Annotated in this window: 20 protein-coding genes; 8 read left to right on the plus strand and 12 right to left on the minus strand. The window is 45.6% G+C overall.

The window, feature by feature from the left end:
- Positions 1-126: 126 nt before the first annotated feature.
- The 7 genes from coaBC to QUA00_RS32630 all read right to left on the minus strand — a co-directional run bounded on the left by coaBC (position 127) and on the right by QUA00_RS32630 (position 7,464).
- Positions 127-1,326, minus strand: coding sequence for a bifunctional phosphopantothenoylcysteine decarboxylase/phosphopantothenate--cysteine ligase CoaBC (gene coaBC, locus QUA00_RS32600; protein WP_333412564.1), 1,200 nt, complete (start codon positions 1,324-1,326; stop codon positions 127-129).
- Positions 1,327-1,413: 87 nt separating this feature from the next.
- The gene (locus tag QUA00_RS32605; RefSeq protein WP_333412566.1) at positions 1,414-1,536 is read right to left on the minus strand and encodes a hypothetical protein; all 123 of its coding nucleotides are present in this window, start codon (positions 1,534-1,536) and stop codon (positions 1,414-1,416) included.
- 87 nt (positions 1,537-1,623) lie between these two features.
- Positions 1,624-1,836, minus strand: coding sequence for a protein IsiD (gene isiD, locus QUA00_RS32610; protein ID WP_006632739.1), 213 nt, complete (start codon positions 1,834-1,836; stop codon positions 1,624-1,626).
- Positions 1,837-1,881: 45 nt separating this feature from the next.
- Entirely contained in the window at positions 1,882-2,505 is a 624-nt protein-coding gene (locus tag QUA00_RS32615) for an alpha/beta hydrolase (protein ID WP_333412568.1), read from the minus strand.
- Between the two features lie 583 nt (positions 2,506-3,088).
- The gene (locus tag QUA00_RS32620) at positions 3,089-5,176 is read right to left on the minus strand and encodes a CHASE domain-containing protein (protein WP_333412569.1); all 2,088 of its coding nucleotides are present in this window, start codon (positions 5,174-5,176) and stop codon (positions 3,089-3,091) included.
- Positions 5,151-5,387 carry a hypothetical protein gene (locus tag QUA00_RS32625; protein ID WP_333412571.1) on the minus strand — a complete coding sequence of 79 codons (237 nt, stop codon included), beginning with the start codon at positions 5,385-5,387 and terminating at the stop codon, positions 5,151-5,153. The genes QUA00_RS32620 and QUA00_RS32625 overlap by 26 nt, the downstream gene beginning before the upstream one ends.
- A 166-nt stretch (positions 5,388-5,553) precedes the next feature.
- Complete coding sequence (locus QUA00_RS32630) at positions 5,554-7,464, minus strand: ATP-binding protein (protein ID WP_333412574.1); 1,911 nt, start codon at positions 7,462-7,464, stop codon at positions 5,554-5,556.
- A 392-nt stretch (positions 7,465-7,856) separates the two neighbouring features.
- Between QUA00_RS32630 and QUA00_RS32635 the strand changes: the two genes are divergently transcribed.
- Together QUA00_RS32635 and QUA00_RS32640 are read left to right on the plus strand one after the other, a co-directional pair.
- Positions 7,857-8,054, plus strand: a complete 198-nt coding sequence (locus tag QUA00_RS32635; protein ID WP_006632734.1) for a hypothetical protein — start codon at positions 7,857-7,859, stop codon at positions 8,052-8,054.
- A gap of 351 nt (positions 8,055-8,405) precedes the next feature.
- Positions 8,406-9,251 (plus strand): cyanophycinase, encoded by an 846-nt coding sequence (locus QUA00_RS32640; RefSeq protein WP_333412576.1) that lies wholly within the window; start codon positions 8,406-8,408, stop codon positions 9,249-9,251.
- A 351-nt stretch (positions 9,252-9,602) separates the two neighbouring features.
- On the opposite strand, the gene QUA00_RS32645 is transcribed toward QUA00_RS32640, so the two are convergent.
- Positions 9,603-9,851 (minus strand): hypothetical protein, encoded by a 249-nt coding sequence (locus tag QUA00_RS32645; RefSeq protein ID WP_333145102.1) that lies wholly within the window; start codon positions 9,849-9,851, stop codon positions 9,603-9,605.
- Between the two features lie 841 nt (positions 9,852-10,692).
- Between QUA00_RS32645 and QUA00_RS32650 the strand changes: the two genes are divergently transcribed.
- Both QUA00_RS32650 and QUA00_RS32655 read left to right on the plus strand, forming a co-directional pair.
- Positions 10,693-10,836 (plus strand): hypothetical protein, encoded by a 144-nt coding sequence (locus QUA00_RS32650; RefSeq protein ID WP_333412578.1) that lies wholly within the window; start codon positions 10,693-10,695, stop codon positions 10,834-10,836.
- 208 nt (positions 10,837-11,044) lie between these two features.
- A complete protein-coding gene (locus QUA00_RS32655; RefSeq protein ID WP_333412580.1) occupies positions 11,045-11,377 on the plus strand; it encodes an alpha amylase C-terminal domain-containing protein in 333 nt (110 codons plus the stop codon).
- 99 nt (positions 11,378-11,476) lie between these two features.
- Here the strand turns inward: QUA00_RS32655 and QUA00_RS32660 are convergent, their stop codons facing one another.
- A complete protein-coding gene (locus tag QUA00_RS32660) occupies positions 11,477-11,629 on the minus strand; it encodes a hypothetical protein (protein WP_333412581.1) in 153 nt (50 codons plus the stop codon).
- 24 nt (positions 11,630-11,653) lie between these two features.
- On the opposite strand from QUA00_RS32660, the gene QUA00_RS32665 reads away from it, so the two are divergent.
- Positions 11,654-12,031, plus strand: a complete 378-nt coding sequence (locus QUA00_RS32665; protein ID WP_333284051.1) for a BON domain-containing protein — start codon at positions 11,654-11,656, stop codon at positions 12,029-12,031.
- Positions 12,032-12,134: 103 nt separating this feature from the next.
- Entirely contained in the window at positions 12,135-12,551 is a 417-nt protein-coding gene (locus tag QUA00_RS32670) for a DUF2294 domain-containing protein (protein ID WP_333412583.1), read from the plus strand.
- On the opposite strand, the gene QUA00_RS32675 is transcribed toward QUA00_RS32670, so the two are convergent.
- Together QUA00_RS32675 and QUA00_RS32680 are read right to left on the minus strand one after the other, a co-directional pair.
- On the minus strand, positions 12,520-12,951 hold the full coding sequence (locus tag QUA00_RS32675) for a response regulator (protein ID WP_333412585.1): 432 nt from the start codon (positions 12,949-12,951) through the stop codon (positions 12,520-12,522). The two genes, QUA00_RS32670 and QUA00_RS32675, sit on opposite strands and share 32 nt — an antisense overlap.
- Before the next feature lies 1 nt (position 12,952).
- Positions 12,953-13,078 carry a hypothetical protein gene (locus tag QUA00_RS32680; RefSeq protein WP_333104665.1) on the minus strand — a complete coding sequence of 42 codons (126 nt, stop codon included), beginning with the start codon at positions 13,076-13,078 and terminating at the stop codon, positions 12,953-12,955.
- 444 nt (positions 13,079-13,522) lie between these two features.
- Here QUA00_RS32680 and QUA00_RS32685 point away from each other — a divergent pair, with 444 nt between their 5' ends.
- Complete coding sequence (locus tag QUA00_RS32685; protein WP_333145096.1) at positions 13,523-14,326, plus strand: DUF2267 domain-containing protein; 804 nt, start codon at positions 13,523-13,525, stop codon at positions 14,324-14,326.
- A gap of 39 nt (positions 14,327-14,365) precedes the next feature.
- On the opposite strand, the gene QUA00_RS32690 is transcribed toward QUA00_RS32685, so the two are convergent.
- Positions 14,366-14,539 carry a hypothetical protein gene (locus QUA00_RS32690; protein WP_333310346.1) on the minus strand — a complete coding sequence of 58 codons (174 nt, stop codon included), beginning with the start codon at positions 14,537-14,539 and terminating at the stop codon, positions 14,366-14,368.
- A 316-nt stretch (positions 14,540-14,855) separates the two neighbouring features.
- On the opposite strand from QUA00_RS32690, the gene QUA00_RS32695 reads away from it, so the two are divergent.
- Complete coding sequence (locus tag QUA00_RS32695) at positions 14,856-17,507, plus strand: EAL domain-containing protein (protein WP_333412588.1); 2,652 nt, start codon at positions 14,856-14,858, stop codon at positions 17,505-17,507.
- The last annotated feature ends 118 nt before the right edge of the window (positions 17,508-17,625 follow it).

Consider the following 17,625-nt stretch of genomic DNA (forward strand, 5'->3'; position numbering starts at 1 on the left):
CGCCCCTACAGGCCATCGTAGGGGCGGGTTTTACCAACCATTTATGTTAGAAACCTACCATCTCAAAAACCCGCCCCGCCCAGCGACAAATCCGCAATTGGTAATATCATCGCAATTCGGTCGCCCTCACCCTTCCCTCACAAAATCAAACAACCGATGAGCCATTTCTAGCTTGCTGCAAGGTGCTATTTCTACTTGCTTCCCTGCTGCATTAATTAATATTGCTTGATTGGTATTGCTGCCAAAACCTGCACCTATTTGATCGATCGGGTTTGCCGCAATTACATCCAGTTTCTTCGATCGCAATTTCTCCAAAGCCGGCTTGACAATATCCCCAGTTTGTGCTGCAAACCCGATTAATTTTTGGTGCGGCTGTTTCAATTTTCCCAACTCTGCCACAATATCCGCTACCGGTGCCAAAGGCAAACAATTCGGGAGCGATCGCTTCGGCAATTTCTCACTACTGTACTCGGCCGGCTTCACATCCGCTACCGCCGCCGCCATCACCGTCAAATCCGCATCGTGGAAGCATTGCAGCATCGCCTGCCGCATTTCTTCTGCACTCGCAACTGCGATCGCCCGCACACCTGAGAGCGGCAATTCGCCAGTTATACTGTGTACCAGCGTCACTGTCGCGCCCCGGTGCCCTGCAGCTTGCGCCAAAGCTATACCCATTTTGCCGCTGGAAGGATTGCCGATAAACCGCACCGGATCGAGGTGTTCCCGCGTTCCTCCCGCACTGATCAACACCCTAATGCCCGCTAAATCTCGATCGCCCTTCGCATACAACAGCGATTCAATATGAGGCAAAATCTCACCAGGTTCTGCCATCCGGCCGACACCGGCGCGATCGCACGCCAGCATTCCCGCCCCCGGATTCGCAGCATGATAGCGCCGATAACTCAACACTTCACGCCAATTCCGCTGCACCGCCGGCTGTTCCCACATATCCGTATTCATCGCCGGTGCCAGCAAAATTGGGCAAGTAGAAGCTAAGACAGTATTAGTCAGCAAATTATCAGCAAAACCCCCCGCCAACTTAGCCAAAGTATTAGCTGTCAAAGGAGCAATTACAAAAACTTCCGCCCATTCTCCGAGTTGAATATGCAGGGGGCGCCCGTGACTTGGTTGCCAAAAATCTTTGTCAGTAAAAGCAGGATGGCGGCACAGAGTAGCAAAAGTCAAAGGCGTTACAAACTCCCCAGCCGCATCAGTAAGAATAGTTTTAACTTCCGCTCCAGCTTTCGCTAAAGTTGAAACTACTTCGCAAACTTTGTAAGCCGCAATCCCGCCGCTAACCCCGATTAAAATTCGTCTGCCCTTCATGATTTTTGGTAATACAGCAACCTTCGAGGTTATGAGAACTTGATGAATTCCTGAAACCATTGCGGAGAATTGCCCGATCGCATCTCCTCATTCTTTCTTCCTTCTTCCTTCTTCCTCATTCTTTCTTCCTTCTTCCTTCTTCCTTCTTCCTTCTTCCTTCAGCCATAAAAAAGAATCAAGAAAGAAATTAAGATAAAAACAGACTAACATCCCTCATTCATCTGTTTAATCTGCAACAAAATATGCTGCTAACTTCTTCCTCAATTCCGTCGAAATTTTTGAGCTAGATTTTTCAGTCTATGCTTCGTCGTAGGCTTCCATATCCAGAAGGTGGAGATAAGGTTCAACCAGCTCCGGCCGCTGAAAGGCAAGCGATCGCAACAAATGCCAATCATTCAATCCCTCAAAAGGATCTGTATAATCGTCAACTTCCAAACGGACAGCCAATTCTGCCACGTCCTGAGAAGTAAGTACAGCAATATCGCGCGATGCTTTGGTTAAAGTTTTCATTTTTTTCCCCTGCCCGAGACTTCCGCCATACTATATACTAAACCTTTAATCAGATTTCGACACAGTTTCTACAACAAAACTTCGCATTACCTCTATAACTTCCGGCAGAATCTCGTGTCCCATGTTAAATTCTCGATACTGCACCGCAGCTCCCCAAGCCGTCAAACTCTCGCGCGATCGCGCAGCAGCACTAACGGGAACAATAGTATCTTGAGTACCGTGTACGATTAAAACAGGTGGCAAAGCACTCCCAGCAACTGGCGAAATCTGGTGTAAATAACCACTAAGACAAATTAAACCAGCTAGGGGCAAAGTCAATCCCACATCTAGAGTCATCGCTCCGCCTTGAGAAAAGCCACCTAAAATCGTGCGAGACAAAGGCACGCCCGTGGTGCTTTCCAAAGACAGCAAAAATTCCCTCAGCAATTGCCGGCTTTCTACCAATCCCTGAGCGTCTTTGCTTTGAAGGTTATACCACGCTTTGCCACTCATTACCTGGGGATGGGGAAAGGGGGCATCGGGAAACACAAACTGATAATCCGGCAAATTGAAAAAGGGTGCTAAGGAAGTCAAATCGCGAGCATTAGCACCCCATCCATGTAAAGCGACCATCAAAGCGACAGGTTTGCGATCCGTTGTGGGCGGTATGCTAATAGATTGTAAAGACATCGTAGTTAATAATTGGTAATCTGGCCTGGCTACAATTATAAATTGTTACGACTGGTAAAACCCCAGATATTTGTTTTCGGCAATATTCCACTGAAATTAGTACAGGTTTGCTAATAACTATAAGAGTTGACTGTTAACTGTTAACTGTTGACTGTTAACTGTTAACTGTTGACTGTTGACTGTTAACCGTTGAAAGTAGAGTGCGACATCGCACCTTTCCCAAGTAGAGTGCGGATAGTTCACCTTTTCTAAACAGGAATTAGGGAGCATCTCCTATTTGTAAAAACACTTCTTCTGACTCCTTCCTTCTGCCTCCTTTCTTCTTCCTCTTTCCTCCTGCCTCCTGCCTCCTGTCTCCTGCCTCCTGCCTCCTGTCTCCAATTTATAGCTGGGCTGCTTTCATTGAGATGCTCCCAGCAAGACTCCGCTAGAAGCGAGATTTGTTCCGCTAATTCCAATTGACCGAAAGCATCCAGGATACAAGCCGCCAGATTAATTACTAAAAAAATAAAAAAACTTGTATCCGATAAACAAGCCCCCGAATTTATCCGTGGGGTCGCCTCTAAAATCTAAAATCTAAAATCTAAAACCGATTGGCACTTACCGCAGGTAAAACCTTAGAAACAGATTGCTTAGACTGTTGTCGCACCGGCACCTCAATCCAGAATTCAGTTCCCTCTCCCGGAGCCGATACGCACCTGAGCGAACCGTGATGTTTGTCCACTATTTGATAGCAGATAGACAATCCCAAGCCAGTACCTTTGCCTACAGGCTTGGTAGTAAAAAACGGATCAAACAAACGTTTTTTGACATTCTCCGTCATGCCCGTTCCATTGTCAGCGATTCGCACGCATACACAATTAGAACTTAAAAGTTCAGTGCGAATCCGAATAGTAGGTAAAAATGCCGAAATCGAGGCGTTGTTTTCGAGCATTTTTTGAGTTTCTTCATCAGATAAAACATCAATAGCATTGCTCAAAACATTCATAAATACCTGATTCAATTGTCCCGCCCAGCACTCCACCAAGGGCAAATTTCCGTACTCTTTGATAAGTTTAATGCCAGAAAAATCACCTTTTGGTTTCAGCCGACTATCCAAAATCATCAAGGTGCTGTCAATGCCTTGGTGAATGTCAACCGACTTCATTTCAGCTTCATCCAAGCGCGAAAAATTCCGCAGAGAAAGCACGATCTGGCTGATCCGTTCAGCTCCCATATTCATAGATTTTAGGATTTTAGGCAAGTCTTCAGTGATAAACTCCAAATCAATCTCTTTTAGTTTCGCTTGCACTTCTGGCGTTGGGTTCGGGTATTGCTGCTGATATATTTCCACAAGTTCGAGCAATTCTCTAGTATATGCGCCTGTATGGATCAGGTTGCCAGAGATGAAGTTGACAGGATTGTTAATTTCGTGGGCAACTCCAGCCACCAACTGCCCCAAGCTGGACATCTTTTCAGTTTGGATTAGTTTAAATTGAGCTGCCTGCAAATTTTTTAGTGCCGTTTCTAGTTCAGCGGTGCGCTGTTTTAGTTGAATTGTACGATCGTACACTTGCTGTTCTACTTTTGCAGTACGTTCTAGAGACATCAACAGGTAAATCGTCAAGCTGCCAGTCATCAATAGCCCGATCGCACCAATTGCCAGCGAACCCTGATGCGTCCTCATACTGTGGTATCCCTTCCCAGGCAAAACTAGCAGCCTCCACTGGCGGTCTGCTACGTTAAATAGGCGAGTGCAAGCAAGAGGATTTTGACAGATTTTTCCCCGCAAATTAGCTAACTTTGGCTTTTCGTGTTTTGGGTTATCTATCAACTGCTTATATTTTGAGTCGTAGCGCACCAGAAAGCGTTCTTTCTCTATAGCAGAGTCGTCATAGAGGTAAAAATTAATCTTGTCTAAATTTAGCGATTCTAAAGAAGAATCGACCATACTGGTGATCTGAAACAGACCCGCAATAACTCCCATTAGGTTTGGCCGGCCGTTGACCGAGTTATCTGCAGAAGTTGTGCGGCGGGGTACTGGTAGAAATACTTGCAATCCCGGTTGATTGTTGCTGACTAATCTAATCCGCGCCGAAGCAGCTATTTTGCCGGTATTCACCGATTTCTCTAAAGCTGTTTTGCGATCGGGGCTGGAGGCAACATCAAAACCGATCACTTTGTTATCTTCTTCTAGTGCTTCTCTGTAAATAATGGGAAAGTATTCCGATCGCACTTTGGCTTTGACCTGCTTTTTGTCAGGAGTTCGTTCGTAAATTTGAAATGACGGAAAACCTTCGGCTCGAATTGTCTGTTCGTAAGCTGTTTTTTGGGCAGCCGGCACGCGCCGAATCCAGTTAACAGAATGTATAGCAGTATTTCGGGCAAGGGCAGGTTGAGCGAATTGCTTAAAATCTTCTCTGGTAACTTCAGTAGATGCCCTGTAGAATGCTTCCAGTGAGTACAGAACTTCTAAATTTTTGTTGATGCTTTGCTGCAATGTCACATTCAGGCGATCGGCTTGCTGATGAAATTCAGCTTGCATTCGTTGGTGTTCCGAATGCCACACAACGGCTGCGGCTGCCAATGACAAACTCGTCCCTGTGCAAAGAGTCAGCGCTGCTGGAATGTAGCGACGGTGCGACTGTAAACTTTCGGTCAGCGAATTAAACCAATTGCTCGCAACATTCATATTCCCACACCTTCTGCCACCGGAGTGCAATTCGTTTAAGGACTTTTGAAATTCCTTGATAGCACGATCGACAGCGCACCAACCAGATTGTCTCAAAACTTACGATCGCAGCAATAGGACTTACCCTGAGAAACCCAATTTCTACGAAAATATTGGTGTGGTAACGAGAAAGTTGGGAAGAAACCGGGTTTCTTAGGAATAGTGCATCCACGACTGAGGAATTAAAACCAATTGTAACTAAGTGTAACGAACTCTGTTCCAATCTCGGCGTTCCCAACTTCCTGCCCCGGAAGAACCGGGGAACGAGAAAAAGCCTTGATCTGGTGGGGCGGGTACTCAATACCCGCCCCACAAAGCCAACTTAAAGGTGGAACCGCTTACAAAACAGTCCCTATTTCCTTCAAATAAACCCGTGTAAACGGTTCATCATCCCCCAGAGTATACTGTTCGATCAACCCCTGGCGACGAATAGAAATACTACTTCCTTCCCTCACCACAACAGTATCGTCATCAGTGCTTTCTCTGACCAACATCATCTCAGTTTCTCCCGGATTGTCCAGCACCACCATATTGCTGCCCCGATAAAACATTCCCTCAGCTTCCAAAATATCTTCTGGATATTCAGCAATTAACAAATCGAGCTTGGGATTCCGCAGCAAACTTTGCAAGTTGAGATGGTAATTCTTATTCAAAACTTTTTCAGAACGGTTAACAAAAAGTCCACCGCGACAAACAGCACCGATTGTCCAATCGGGATGCTGCAACAGAATATGGTCGATGGTTTCTTGTAGGTCATGTACCGAAATTCTGTTGAAAGTAATAATCGGAATTCTGGCTGATTTTCCCGATTCAAAGAAAGTTTCGATAATATGCGAAGGTACATCAACCCCTTCGCCTACAGCGGGGTTGAGGTGCATAAAAATTCCCGGCGCGGCATTGATCTCGATAATCCCAAAATTGCCAGTTTTCCAAGATTTGGCGAGAGTTTCTGTTATGACATCAATCCCCAAACAAGTTAACCGAAAATGTAGGGCGATATCTTGAGCCAAAACAATGTTATCCGGGTGAATTGTGCGGGTAGCGTCGATGCTGATGCCACCTGCGGAAAGATTAGCGACTTTGCGTAGATACACAGTGCGATCGCGAGTTGGCACACTATCCAATGACAGCCCTTGTTCTTCCAGATACATTTCCATCGCTTCGTCGGACTGAATTTTGCTCATCGCCGAAGTTGGCGTATCCAAACGTTCTGGTTTGCGGTTTTCACGGCGGATCAATTCGCGAATTGTTGAGTCGCCATCACCTGTTACGGAAGCGGGCCGGCGTTCAGTTGCAGAAACAAATTTGCCGTCAACGCACAGCAGCCTAAAATCCGATCCTTTGATGCTGTTTTCCACAATTACTCGCACCGGATCTGTTTCGGGAATGGCCTTAACTGCTCTTTTAAAAGCCGCCTGCAATTCCTCGGCATCCTGGACATCTGCTGTTACGCCAATTCCTTTATGGCCGACTACTGGTTTGATAGCAACTGGGTAGCCAATTTCTCTAGCAACTGCCACAGCTCCGTTTTCTGTGGAGACGATATCGCCTTTGGGAACAGGAAATCCTAATGTAGCGAGAAAAGCTTTACAATCGTCTTTGCGCGTGGTAAAATCTGAGTCTAAGTGGCTGTCAGAATCAAAGGTAGTTGCAGAGCCGCGAACCAGTTTTTTGCCGTACCCATATTGCATGAGTCCTTCATCCCACAAATAAAATGCGGGAATGCCTTTTTGGGATGCCGATCGCATTAACGAATAAACTGTCGGGCCTCCGTAAACTGACTGCCGGAACATATTTTGCAGCGCGCCCATTTGTGATTCCAAGGGAAAGTCTTGATTTTGATTGATGGCTTCAAACCAATCCCAAACTGCGTACACTACGGCTCTGGCGGTGCGGGCGTGAAGTGCTTCTATGCTGATTCTGTAAAACTGAGAAAACGGCTTGATGTTCCAGTTTTGGAAGTGCAAACCCATGTCGAGTTTTGCTACTTCTGAGGCGGTACGGCCGAACAGTTGGGCATGGTTTGAGAAAGTTTCGTGCAGCAGTTGCGGGTAGCGATCGCCAATAATTTCCTGGTAATGTGCGATCGGCAAAGGTTCGCTCGCGCCCGTCACCGCGAAATCAAAAACTAAAGCCGCGGTGTCTAAATAAGGGTTGGGCCCGATATAGTGTTTGAAGTTGAAAACATCGAAAATATCGGTTTTTCGAGCATTAACGCGGGCTGTTTCGGTGCTTTTTTCTTGCAGCATTTTCTAACCTCCTTTGAGCTAATTTTTTACGGTAACTTTATAGTCGGTGCATGGGATACTACCTGCGGGCATAGATATTCCAGCAGTGAGACAAATACTCCGACCCATTCTGCCTTGAGTATTGCCCGAAAAGGAGTGGGAGAGTAGGGGAGAGGGGGAGAGGGGGAGAGGGTGAGAGTGGGAAAATATTCCTTCTTCCTTCAACATCTGACTAAGTATTGATGACTAAGCATAGATAACTAAGCATAGATAACTAAGCATAGATAACTAAGCACTTATGACTAATGACTACTTCTTTCCCCCTCCCGAAAAAAAGCTATAACTTTTGAGAGGTACACTCTGTACTTATAATTGTTTATGACAGTGAAAGAAAATTTAAGAGGCAGCAAATTATGAAGATCGCACAAACTGCTCTCAGGGACAAAGTTCACCACTTAGCTGAGGAAGCCTTTCACCGGAAGCTAATTTCTGGCTACGGTGATGGTCAAAACAGCAACGAATATCAGATTGTCTGGAACGGCAAACCCAGACACCTACCTTTAGAACGCGCGAGTACCATATTGAGCAATTTGATCGAGCGATCGCACTAACGGGCGATCGGACTAATTGAGGACTTACGCTCATCAACCGGATTTCTACGAGCAATCAGAGGAGGATTAGCGAAGAATCGGATCAGAAACCGGATTGATCACCGCGCGCGCGTGGGCCCTGTAATTTAAGCTCATTTGTTGACCCCCCCTATCTCCTGTTAGGGGGGGTAAGTTTTTTGTGTCTGTCGATCATCGAGGATGAGTAAACTCCCATATCACCCTTGCTGTGTGCGCCCTGGAGGGGTAGAAGTCTGAGAGGTTTTTGGTATCTAGATATACCTTTGGGCGGTTTTCGGAAAAAAGAAGTTTGTGTTTTAGTGAAATTATTAATAAATTAACAGTGGAGATAATATGGCGAGCAACGCAATTCAGGGGAAGTTGCTAATTATTGGTGGTGCGGAAGACAAAGAGGGGGACTGCAAAATTCTGCGGGAATTCTTGCGCTGCGCCGGAGGCACTAAAGCCCGCATTGTAGTGATGACGGCTGCGACAAGCCTGCCGGGAGAAGTAGGAGATAATTACATCCGAGTGTTTGAGCGACTTGGCGCTGAAGATGTGCGAGTTGTTGACACCCAGAAACCGGAAGATGCCAACAATCCAGATTATTTAGAAGCGATCGAACAAGCGACTGGCATATTCTTTACCGGCGGAGATCAAGCGCGGATTATTAGCTGCTTGAAAGACACCAAACTCGACGCAGCTATGCACAAACGCTTCTCTGAAGGGATTATCATTGGCGGCACCAGTGCCGGCGCGGCGATGATGCCAGACGTGATGATTATTGAAGGAGACTCGGAGACAAATCCCCGCGTTGATGTGGTAGCAATGGGGCCGGGGATGGGTTTCCTTCCAGGAGTTGTCATCGACCAGCATTTCGCCCAGCGAGGTCGTCTGGGACGCTTAGTTTCGGCACTCTTGCTGCAACCGGCCGTGTTGGGATTTGGTATTGACGAAAATACAGCTATTTTAGTCCACGGTGACGAGTTGGAAGTCATTGGCGAAAACGCTGTAACTGTCATCGACTCGTCGGAACAACTCCACGACAATCTGGAGGGACTGTTGAAGGATGAGGCTTTGGCGATTTGCGGGGCCAAGTTGCACATCCTCCCCCACGGATACCGGTTTAACTTGAAAACTCACCAGCCGGTGCTCCATAACCTAGCAACTACAGCAGAGACAGAAAGGGCGATCGCCTAATTTACTTGCAACTGGCAAACATCTCAAAATTATGTAATACCAATTTTTTATGAGGTTGCATAGAATCCGATCCCCCCCTAGCCAAGAGGGCGGGCACGGGGAGTAGGGGTCGCACCGCCCCTACAAAGGGGGGGACAAGATTCTTCTCAAAGTCAACCCCTACTCCCCTTGTTAAGGGGGATTTAGGGGGATCGAGATATGTACAACTTCACATTAAATTGGTATAAGGTCAGCACTGCACACCTTACCCATTCTACCAAGTAGGATGGTTAAAAACCCAGTTGCTCTCTCCAAAAGTAATAAAAAGAAGAGGATTTTACCTCTTCTTTTATTGCTGCGGTTTCGGGTTTTTTAAGCACTTTTCTGTTCGCCAAAAATCGACTGCTGCCCTTCTGCGGTCGATATTAAATTCCACCCTTGAGTTCTCAGCTTCTGATATGTTGCCCATCCCTTAGAACCGCCCGGTTCCCGGTAGTCGGATACAGCGAACTGCGGAAAAGCTGTATAAGGCCGCCACCCCTGACGGGCATCGGTGCGTAAGTGCAATATCTTTTCTCCATTGCGTCCCAATCTGGGCAACCAACACATTTGTTTTAGCATTTTTAACACTCCAGAGTTTTACAGTAACGGTAATTCGCCAACATCCCACATTAAACTTTTAGAGCCTTAGAGCCACTGCTCGGAATATCTAACGGGTAACAGGGACGAATGAGATTTTCACCAATTACCAATTACTGAGGTAGCAGCAGTCGTTAAAGCTGATGAAAGGTTCTACAAAGTTTACCAGTCAAAAACTATAAAACAAGTGATACCAAGACATAAGCAAAAATAATCATTGCTCTTCTCGGCTCAAACTTGGCTTAAAGTCGCAGGAAAACCCCGTTGAATAAAGGATTCATTTTTCGGGTTTCCCTTGCCTTACAATTACAAGCTCATCCTCGCTGTTTCCGCATAAAATGGCATCTTTCTACGGTATTATTCCTGTAGGCTAAAAAATGTTTCTTTAGTTACAAATGTTAAATGTTCACCACGATTTATCTAGTTATCAAAAGTTAAATTAATTTTCATACAATACTTCGGACAGTTTTTGATACCCACCGTATAATAAGGGTTTCAAGGCTCCACGGCAAGTTCGCTACCAACGGAAAATCTAGGGTTTCAGACTACTAACTAAAAACAGTCCCGACTATTTTTCATAAACAGCGCTTAATAATTTTTAGTTACTTTAACTACATTTTTGATTAAAATCAGGTTTCCGGGTGCCTAGGGGCGCACCTTACTCAATCGCTAGGGTTCGCACTACTAAATCCTCCGGGTGCGGTCCCAAGTACCTTACAACATAAGACTTACAGGTTTAACTCTTAAGAACGATGGCGACCGATTTGCAAAATGGTAAAAATCAATACTAATCACACTTATAAGTTCTGCAAACAAGCTATTCATGGCCGCTGCAATTGAATTCAAACTCTTCGCTTCCAACAACAAAGCAGCTACACTGCGAGGCTCCTTTTCCAACTGGGCAGAAATTTCCTTAGAAAAAGATGATAAAGGTTATTTCCGCACTAAAATTCAGGGCGTTGCTTAATCAAGGTATGAAAAAAAATAAGTTGAAAATCCCGAAGCTTTGTAGATACTGGTTTCTATGACTTGCATATTTAGCCTTTCATACCATAAATCAGCAACGCCCGGTTTTGTTAGTCACAGCAGTAGGAATACCGATGCTATGGATGGGCGAATAGTTTGGACAATCCACTCGGCAAACTCCCAACCAGCCGAATAAACTACAATGGTCTTTGTTGAAAGATCAGCCAAATCATGAGTTGTGGGAATACTACAAACACATGATTCGGCTGCGGCAACATTTGCCGGCACTTTATACCGAAAATATTGAATTTATCCACGAAAATCCCGAAGCCAAAGTGCTGGCTTATTACCGCTGGAGCGATGAGGGAACGCGAGCAGTAGTTGTCGCTAATTTTTCCGATACTTATCTATCTGGTAACAGCATTCCTAAGTTTCCGGCTGCGGGAACTTGGCACGAGTGGATGTACAACAAAATAGTAGAAGTTGGGGAAGAAGGGTTTAAGTTTGATTTGCCGGAATGGTCAGCCCAAGTATTTGTTTGAGAGCGGGAGAATTATGTCTCCAGGCAGATGATCGGGGAAGTTGTACAACAGTAAATTGTATTTAGGATGGGCGCACCCAACTCAACAAACCGGGTTTTTCTACCGGGTGGATGGCTGTAACGATACTTTTTTGTAAAAAAACTCGGTTTCTGCATCCAAGAGTGCGATCGTAATTCCTGGTATTGAGAATAACAATTGCAGGGCGACTTGCCAACCGTGAATTAACACGTCAATTAACACGTCAATTAACACAAACTTTGTCGGAGGACAAACTCTATGGGCTGGCTAAAAAGATTGTTTGGTTTAGAAAAAAAAGACAATCAAGAAACAGTTGACGCTCCTGCTTACCAAGCACCTGTAGCTCAATCTCAAGCTCAAGCTCAACCTGCTGCGAGCGCTCAGACAATCCCGCCGGAACGCATGGGCTTGAACGGAGAATACGATCAAAGCGGTTTAGCTAAACGGGTGGCTCAGGCTTTCGATGCAAATCCAGATGTTGCGGATATTGAGACTGTTTATGTGGCTCAACTTGGCACTACGGTAGTTCTCAAAGGTACAGTTCCCAGTCAGGAAATTGTCAACAAGTTGGTGACAATTGCTAAAGGTGTTAAGGGTGCAACTGGGGTGGAAACTAATGAAGTTACTGTCGGCTAACGCGACGGTTATTTCTAACAGTTAGCAGTTAGCAGTTAACAGCTAACAGTTAACTGTTAACTGCTAACAGTCTTTTTTATCTATTATGGTTTAAAGAAAAAATATGGCAGGGGAAACCTTAGAACCTACTCGGGGTAAATTAGAACGGACTCTTTCGCAGGGAATTCAAGCTTTGTACCGCTCTCAACTCGGACACCCAACGAGTCAGGCGCTCTGCAATCTTTTGGATAACAAATTGATAATTGTTGTCGAAAATGGGCTTACTCAACCCGAAAAACTGCTGGCTCAGAACGGTCAGGAAGATTTGGCTTTGCAGGTGCGAACACAATTAGAATCTGTTCTGGAATTGCCACTGAAAGAATTAATCCAAAAGGTTTTGGGCGTGGGAGTCACTGATTTGCTCCGCGATGCGACCTTGGAGACAGGCCGCACTGGGACGATCACAATTTTGGACTCTGCACCTCAAGTTCGTGATTCTAATTATAAATCTAAAACTCCACCAAAGCCAGTGGAGAGTTGATGTGCTGGCGGATAACTGTTTCTAAATCTTTGATGTTAAAAGGTTTGGAAAGGTATTCCACGCAGCCAGCTTGGAGAATTCGAGCGCGGTCTTCTGGTTTTGCTAGTGCTGTGACAGCAACAATCGGAATATGTCTGATCTCGGGGTTTTGTTGGGCGCGCTTTACTACTTCCATACCGTCTATATCCGGCAGGCAAATGTCGAGTACGATTAGATCGGGCTGTCTATCCACTGCTGCTGAAAGAGCTGCGTACCCGTCAACTGCTCCCACACACTCGCAGCCGAATAAATCGAGTATTTGTGTCAGCAGCTCTAAGTTGTCTGGATTGTCGTCTACAGCCAACACTAAAGGACGCTTATCAACCGGGGGTTGACCGCTAATAAAAGACGAGGATTCCAATTTATTGTCCCAATGAAGGTAGTTCATAAATGCCGATCGCAACCATCAAAAAATTTGTCTCCGAGGCATTCTTCAAGTGGCGCTGCGGCACTTGAAACAGATTGGCTCGTATTTGTAGCTCTCCCATGACCAGTTTTTGGTCTCACCCGATACAATATCCCTACAAGCTGCGTGCAAAACGACCGCAGTTGATTGATTCCATAGCATCTGCTTAATTCTACCTCTCCCAGCACCAATTACCAGGTGAGGCCCTCTTGGTGCGTCAGCCTTGGTAAAAATACGCAATAAATACGAAAACTCTTACCAAGAAAGCATCCTCGCTTAATAGCATTGAATAGTAGCGACAGCTTTTTAGGATATTAACCACATTAAACATGGGTTTCCATACAAGGATCTACCTAAAGGAAGATTCTAACCGATACTTAATTTTAATAACTTCCACCTGCTGAGAGATACTTGATTAGTCTAGTTTATACTTCAATGTTTTTAAGTAGTAATCATCACAATTTAAGCAAGTAAAAAGATTCTGTTTTTACTTAAGCTTTACCGGATATTAACCTAGGAGGTTTTAATGACAATTCCAATCAGAGACGACCTGACTTACATTTTGCTCAAAAAAATTGGTAGCGGAAACGGCAGGGGAGAGTCGGAAATTAGGAACGCAGCCGAAGAATATGTCGGTCACCCGGTGGCGGAAGCGGAATTGCTCGGTCATTTGGACTACCTCAACCAAAGGGAATTTATCAAAGCTCAGTTTAGTGGCGAGCCTTATGGAGGAGCTGAGTTAGTGCCGCCTTTAGTGGCATTTCAAGAAGCTGAGTTAACAGACAAAGGTCGCAAACTGTTACACAAAATGGAGACGAATCCTCCGACCTCGCTCCACCACGAAGGATCGGCAGTTCCTATCGCTTCAAAGGATATGCCGTTTTTGGAAAAAGTGATGGTAAACGGTCACTTGGAGGATATTTTTGATGCCCGCGACATTACCGAAGTAGTGTACCGGGTCATGCGCGATGTGATGACAAAAGACGCCATCGAGCACGTGGAATCTGAATTGCACAAAGAAGTTTTGCCTACGGATGACAAAACCCTGCAACAAGAAATAGCAGACCTCTGGAAAGATACCAATCCGCTGGTGGGATTGCTCAGCCGCATACGTCAACCTTTGACCGGCCCGCCTGCACCTGCGGGGATCGATGGCAATTTGTTTGCACGCAGGGTGGAACTAGAAGGCGCACTTCCTTCAGGAGTAAAACCGGAAACTGCGATCGCCGCTGTATTTTCGGCAACGAAGGATGAGCTGTCCGAGGAGCGAATTCAGGAAATAGCTGGCTTTTTGCCGGACAGAATTCGGGAAATTTGGGCGTCGGCTTAACGCCATTTTTCAGGTATAAATACTTACCAGCCGGGTTGACTAACCAGTATTCTCCCTCCAGAGGGCAGAAAACTGGTTGGTCAACCCGGTTTCTCTATAGCTTTTGTCTTGTAGCTGTGCAATTGCTTTGTAGTGAGGGCTTGAGTCCCGATCGAACTCGATCGAACTTGAGTCCTCACTAATTGTCACATCGCTCTTGCCTTGCCTTGTCATATCGTTTCCCGTTGCATCGGAATCATAAAATCGAGTCAACAGTCAACTGACAACAGTCAACAGTCAACAGTCAACAGTCAACAGTCAACAGTCAACCATCATTCCGGTATTACCGGAATTGATATAAGTGCTGTGAAAAACCCGGTTTATCACTGAAATTTGTCTAAAAAGTGGAAATATCCCCAGAAACAGAGTTTCGCGCTCTTGGGTTGGGTCAAGCCCCTAGACGGAACGAAAGTATTGTAATGTATAATACAGGGCAAGTTAAGACTGTGGCTCGCAAAAATGCTGTCAACAGCCCGGGAGCTCAAAAGCGATGACCCGCACCAAAGTTACACAAATGTCACGATCGACTTTAGAACAAGAGATTTTACTCAATCGAATTACCAATCGCATCCGTAACTCTTTAGAACTCCAAGAGATTTTGACCACCACTGCGCGAGAAATCCGCAGCTTTTTAGAAAGCGATCGAGTAAAAGTTTATCGCTTTGAGGCCGACGGTAGCGGGGAGGTCATTGCTGAGTCCATCAACGGCGACAAGTTGCCCTCGATGCTGGGTTTGCGCTTTCCACCAGGCGACATTCCCCAGAGTGCTCGGGAAATGTTTCTCAAAGCGCGGCAGCGAGTGATTGTAGATGTGGAATTGAAGCATCAAACAATTAATCGGTTAGATTGTCCCGAAAGCGGCAAAACTTTAGCAGTTGAAGATATTAGCTATCGTCCTGTAGACCCCTGTCACGCTGAATATCTGAAGGCTATGGGGGCACGTTCTTCTCTGACGGTGCCGATTTTGCATCAAAATCACCTTTGGGGACTGTTGGTGTCTCATCACAGCCAACCGAAACGGTTTAGCGATCGAGAATTGAAAATGGTGCAGTTGCTTGTGGATCAACTTTCAATTGCGATCGCCCAATCTTTTCTGCTGAGTCAAGCTAGACAGCAAGCGCGTGACGAAGCCGTTATCAACCAAATTACCAGTTTGCTGCATTCTCCTTTGGAACTAAACGAAATTCGGAAAGCAGTTCTCGAACAAACTGTCAAGCATTTGCGTGGTTCAGGAGGGCGACTCTACCTTGCAGCCGAGTTTGGCGATCGGCCCGCTTTGCTTTATACCTGTGGCCAGCAGCCCGCAGACATTGACCTTGAACTCAGCCCGTTTTGGCAGCAGATTATGTGGAGGGCAAACCAAGACGAGCCAGCACAAACTGCTAATCAGAAAAGCCAATTAGGTATTTTTGAAAATCTATATTCCCAGCATTACAGTTCAATTGACAGCAATATTTCCAGTTTTCTCGTACCGCACTTGTACGCAATTTCCGATATTTCTAAAGAACCTCAACTCAAATCTGTATCTGCCAATTTAGTCGCAGCTTCCATTCGATCATTTTTGGCAGTACCGCTGCAATACCGCCAACAGTGCATCGGCTGTCTCACCGTTTTTCGCAGCCCTATACAAACCGAAATTTTGTGGGCGGGCCGTTGCAGTTCGGACGCCCGGAGCGATCGTCCCCGACAGTCCTTTGCAGCTTGGAAAGAAATCAAAACAGGCGAAGCTCAAAAGTGGACTAGCGAGGAACAGAAGCTAGCACAATCTTTAGGAACTCACCTGTACATGGCTGTAATGCAGAGGCGCGTCGAGGCCATGATCCGACATCAAGCTTCTCACGACCCCTTAACTGGTTTACCTAATAGATTACTGTTTAATGAAAGGCTGTCTTTAGCTTTAGCTAGCGCTCACCAAAATGGAGAAATGCTGGCGGTAATCTTTCTAGATTTAGATAGATTTAAAAATGTTAACGATACTCTCGGTCACCCAGTGGGCGATTTGTTGCTGCAAAGTGTATCTCGGCGGTTGACTAACTGTTTGCGCGTCGGGGATTCGATGGCTCGTTGGGGCGGAGATGAATTTACTGTGCTGCTGTACAATATCAACACCCCAGAGGAAGCAACTAAGATTTGCCAGTTAATTATCCAGAGTTTAAGCAGTCCTTTTGATTTTGATGGTTTGGAACTTTATATTAAGGCGAGCTTGGGAATTGCTTTGGCTCCTTACGACGGAGAAGATGCAGAAACTTTGCTAAAAAATGCTGATGCTGCGATGTACAAAGCTAAACAGAAAGGTCGCAATAATTATCAGTTTTACACGCAGGCGATCGGCAGTAAAGTCTCCGAGGATCTTAACTTAGAAAATCATCTTTACAAAGCTCTAAACAAATCTGAGTTTGTCCTGTACTATCAACCGCAAATAAATTTAAATACTGGCAAAATAGTGGGCATGGAAGCTCTGATTCGCTGGGAGCATCCCGAACGCGGTTTGATTCCTCCCGATCGATTTATTCCCTTAGCTGAGGAAACAGGATTAATCTGCCAAATTGACGAATGGGTGATGCGGACTGCTTGCTTGCAAAATCGAGCGTGGCAGTTACTGGGATTGCCGCCGATGCGGATAGCGGTGAATTTATCAGCCCGCCAGTTTCTGCAACCTCACACGGTACAAATCATCGCTGAAATTTTATCAGAAACCCAGTTAAATCCCGAATATTTAGAAATAGAAATTACCGAGAGCATTGCCATGACAGATGTGAGCTTTACGGTGTCGGTATTGCAGCAGTTGCAGGACATGGGAATTCACATTTCTCTGGACGATTTTGGCACGGGTTATTCTTCGCTGTGGTCTCTGAAAAACTTTCCGCTCAATAATTTAAAAATAGACAAATCTTTCGTGGCAGATTTGGTGACGGGCAGCAGCGGTGCTACTATTGTGAAACTGGCGATCGCCTTGGGACAGGGCCTGAATTTACAGGTGATTGCTGAGGGAGTGGAAACAGCAGAACAGTTGGCGTTTTTGCGATCGCATAAGTGCGATATGGGTCAGGGTTACTTCTTTAGCAAACCAATACCGGCGGCGGCTATAACCCAATTGTGCCTAGAAAATCAATCGGGGAACAAACAAAAGCTTCTCTTTTGAGCGATATCTGTAGGGACAAAGGCTTTCGCCGTTTCCGGCGCGGAGCTAGTCCCTAGGTAGCGAATAAATAGACAAAATGATACACTTATAGACAAATATGCGGTGTACCATTTTGTTT

Source organism: Microcoleus sp. T2B6 (assembly GCF_036700475.1).
Classification (GTDB): domain Bacteria; phylum Cyanobacteriota; class Cyanobacteriia; order Cyanobacteriales; family Microcoleaceae; genus Microcoleus.

Coding starts and splice junctions, on each gene's coding strand:
- QUA00_RS32635 (WP_006632734.1), top strand. CDS start 7,857: ATGAAGATCGCACAAACTGCTCTCAGGGACAAAGTTCACCACTTAGCT.
- QUA00_RS32690 (WP_333310346.1), bottom strand. CDS start 14,539: ATGACAAGGCAAGGCAAGAGCGATGTGACAATTAGTGAGGACTCAAGT.
- QUA00_RS32670 (WP_333412583.1), top strand. CDS start 12,135: ATGGCAGGGGAAACCTTAGAACCTACTCGGGGTAAATTAGAACGGACT.
- QUA00_RS32665 (WP_333284051.1), top strand. CDS start 11,654: ATGGGCTGGCTAAAAAGATTGTTTGGTTTAGAAAAAAAAGACAATCAA.
- QUA00_RS32630 (WP_333412574.1), bottom strand. CDS start 7,464: ATGCTGCAAGAAAAAAGCACCGAAACAGCCCGCGTTAATGCTCGAAAA.
- coaBC (WP_333412564.1), bottom strand. CDS start 1,326: ATGAAGGGCAGACGAATTTTAATCGGGGTTAGCGGCGGGATTGCGGCT.
- QUA00_RS32640 (WP_333412576.1), top strand. CDS start 8,406: ATGGCGAGCAACGCAATTCAGGGGAAGTTGCTAATTATTGGTGGTGCG.
- QUA00_RS32685 (WP_333145096.1), top strand. CDS start 13,523: ATGACAATTCCAATCAGAGACGACCTGACTTACATTTTGCTCAAAAAA.
- QUA00_RS32680 (WP_333104665.1), bottom strand. CDS start 13,078: ATGGGAGAGCTACAAATACGAGCCAATCTGTTTCAAGTGCCGCAGCGC.
- QUA00_RS32695 (WP_333412588.1), top strand. CDS start 14,856: ATGACCCGCACCAAAGTTACACAAATGTCACGATCGACTTTAGAACAA.
- QUA00_RS32615 (WP_333412568.1), bottom strand. CDS start 2,505: ATGTCTTTACAATCTATTAGCATACCGCCCACAACGGATCGCAAACCT.
- QUA00_RS32605 (WP_333412566.1), bottom strand. CDS start 1,536: ATGTTAGTCTGTTTTTATCTTAATTTCTTTCTTGATTCTTTTTTATGG.
- isiD (WP_006632739.1), bottom strand. CDS start 1,836: ATGAAAACTTTAACCAAAGCATCGCGCGATATTGCTGTACTTACTTCT.
- QUA00_RS32645 (WP_333145102.1), bottom strand. CDS start 9,851: ATGCTAAAACAAATGTGTTGGTTGCCCAGATTGGGACGCAATGGAGAA.
- QUA00_RS32620 (WP_333412569.1), bottom strand. CDS start 5,176: ATGAATGTTGCGAGCAATTGGTTTAATTCGCTGACCGAAAGTTTACAG.
- QUA00_RS32650 (WP_333412578.1), top strand. CDS start 10,693: ATGGCCGCTGCAATTGAATTCAAACTCTTCGCTTCCAACAACAAAGCA.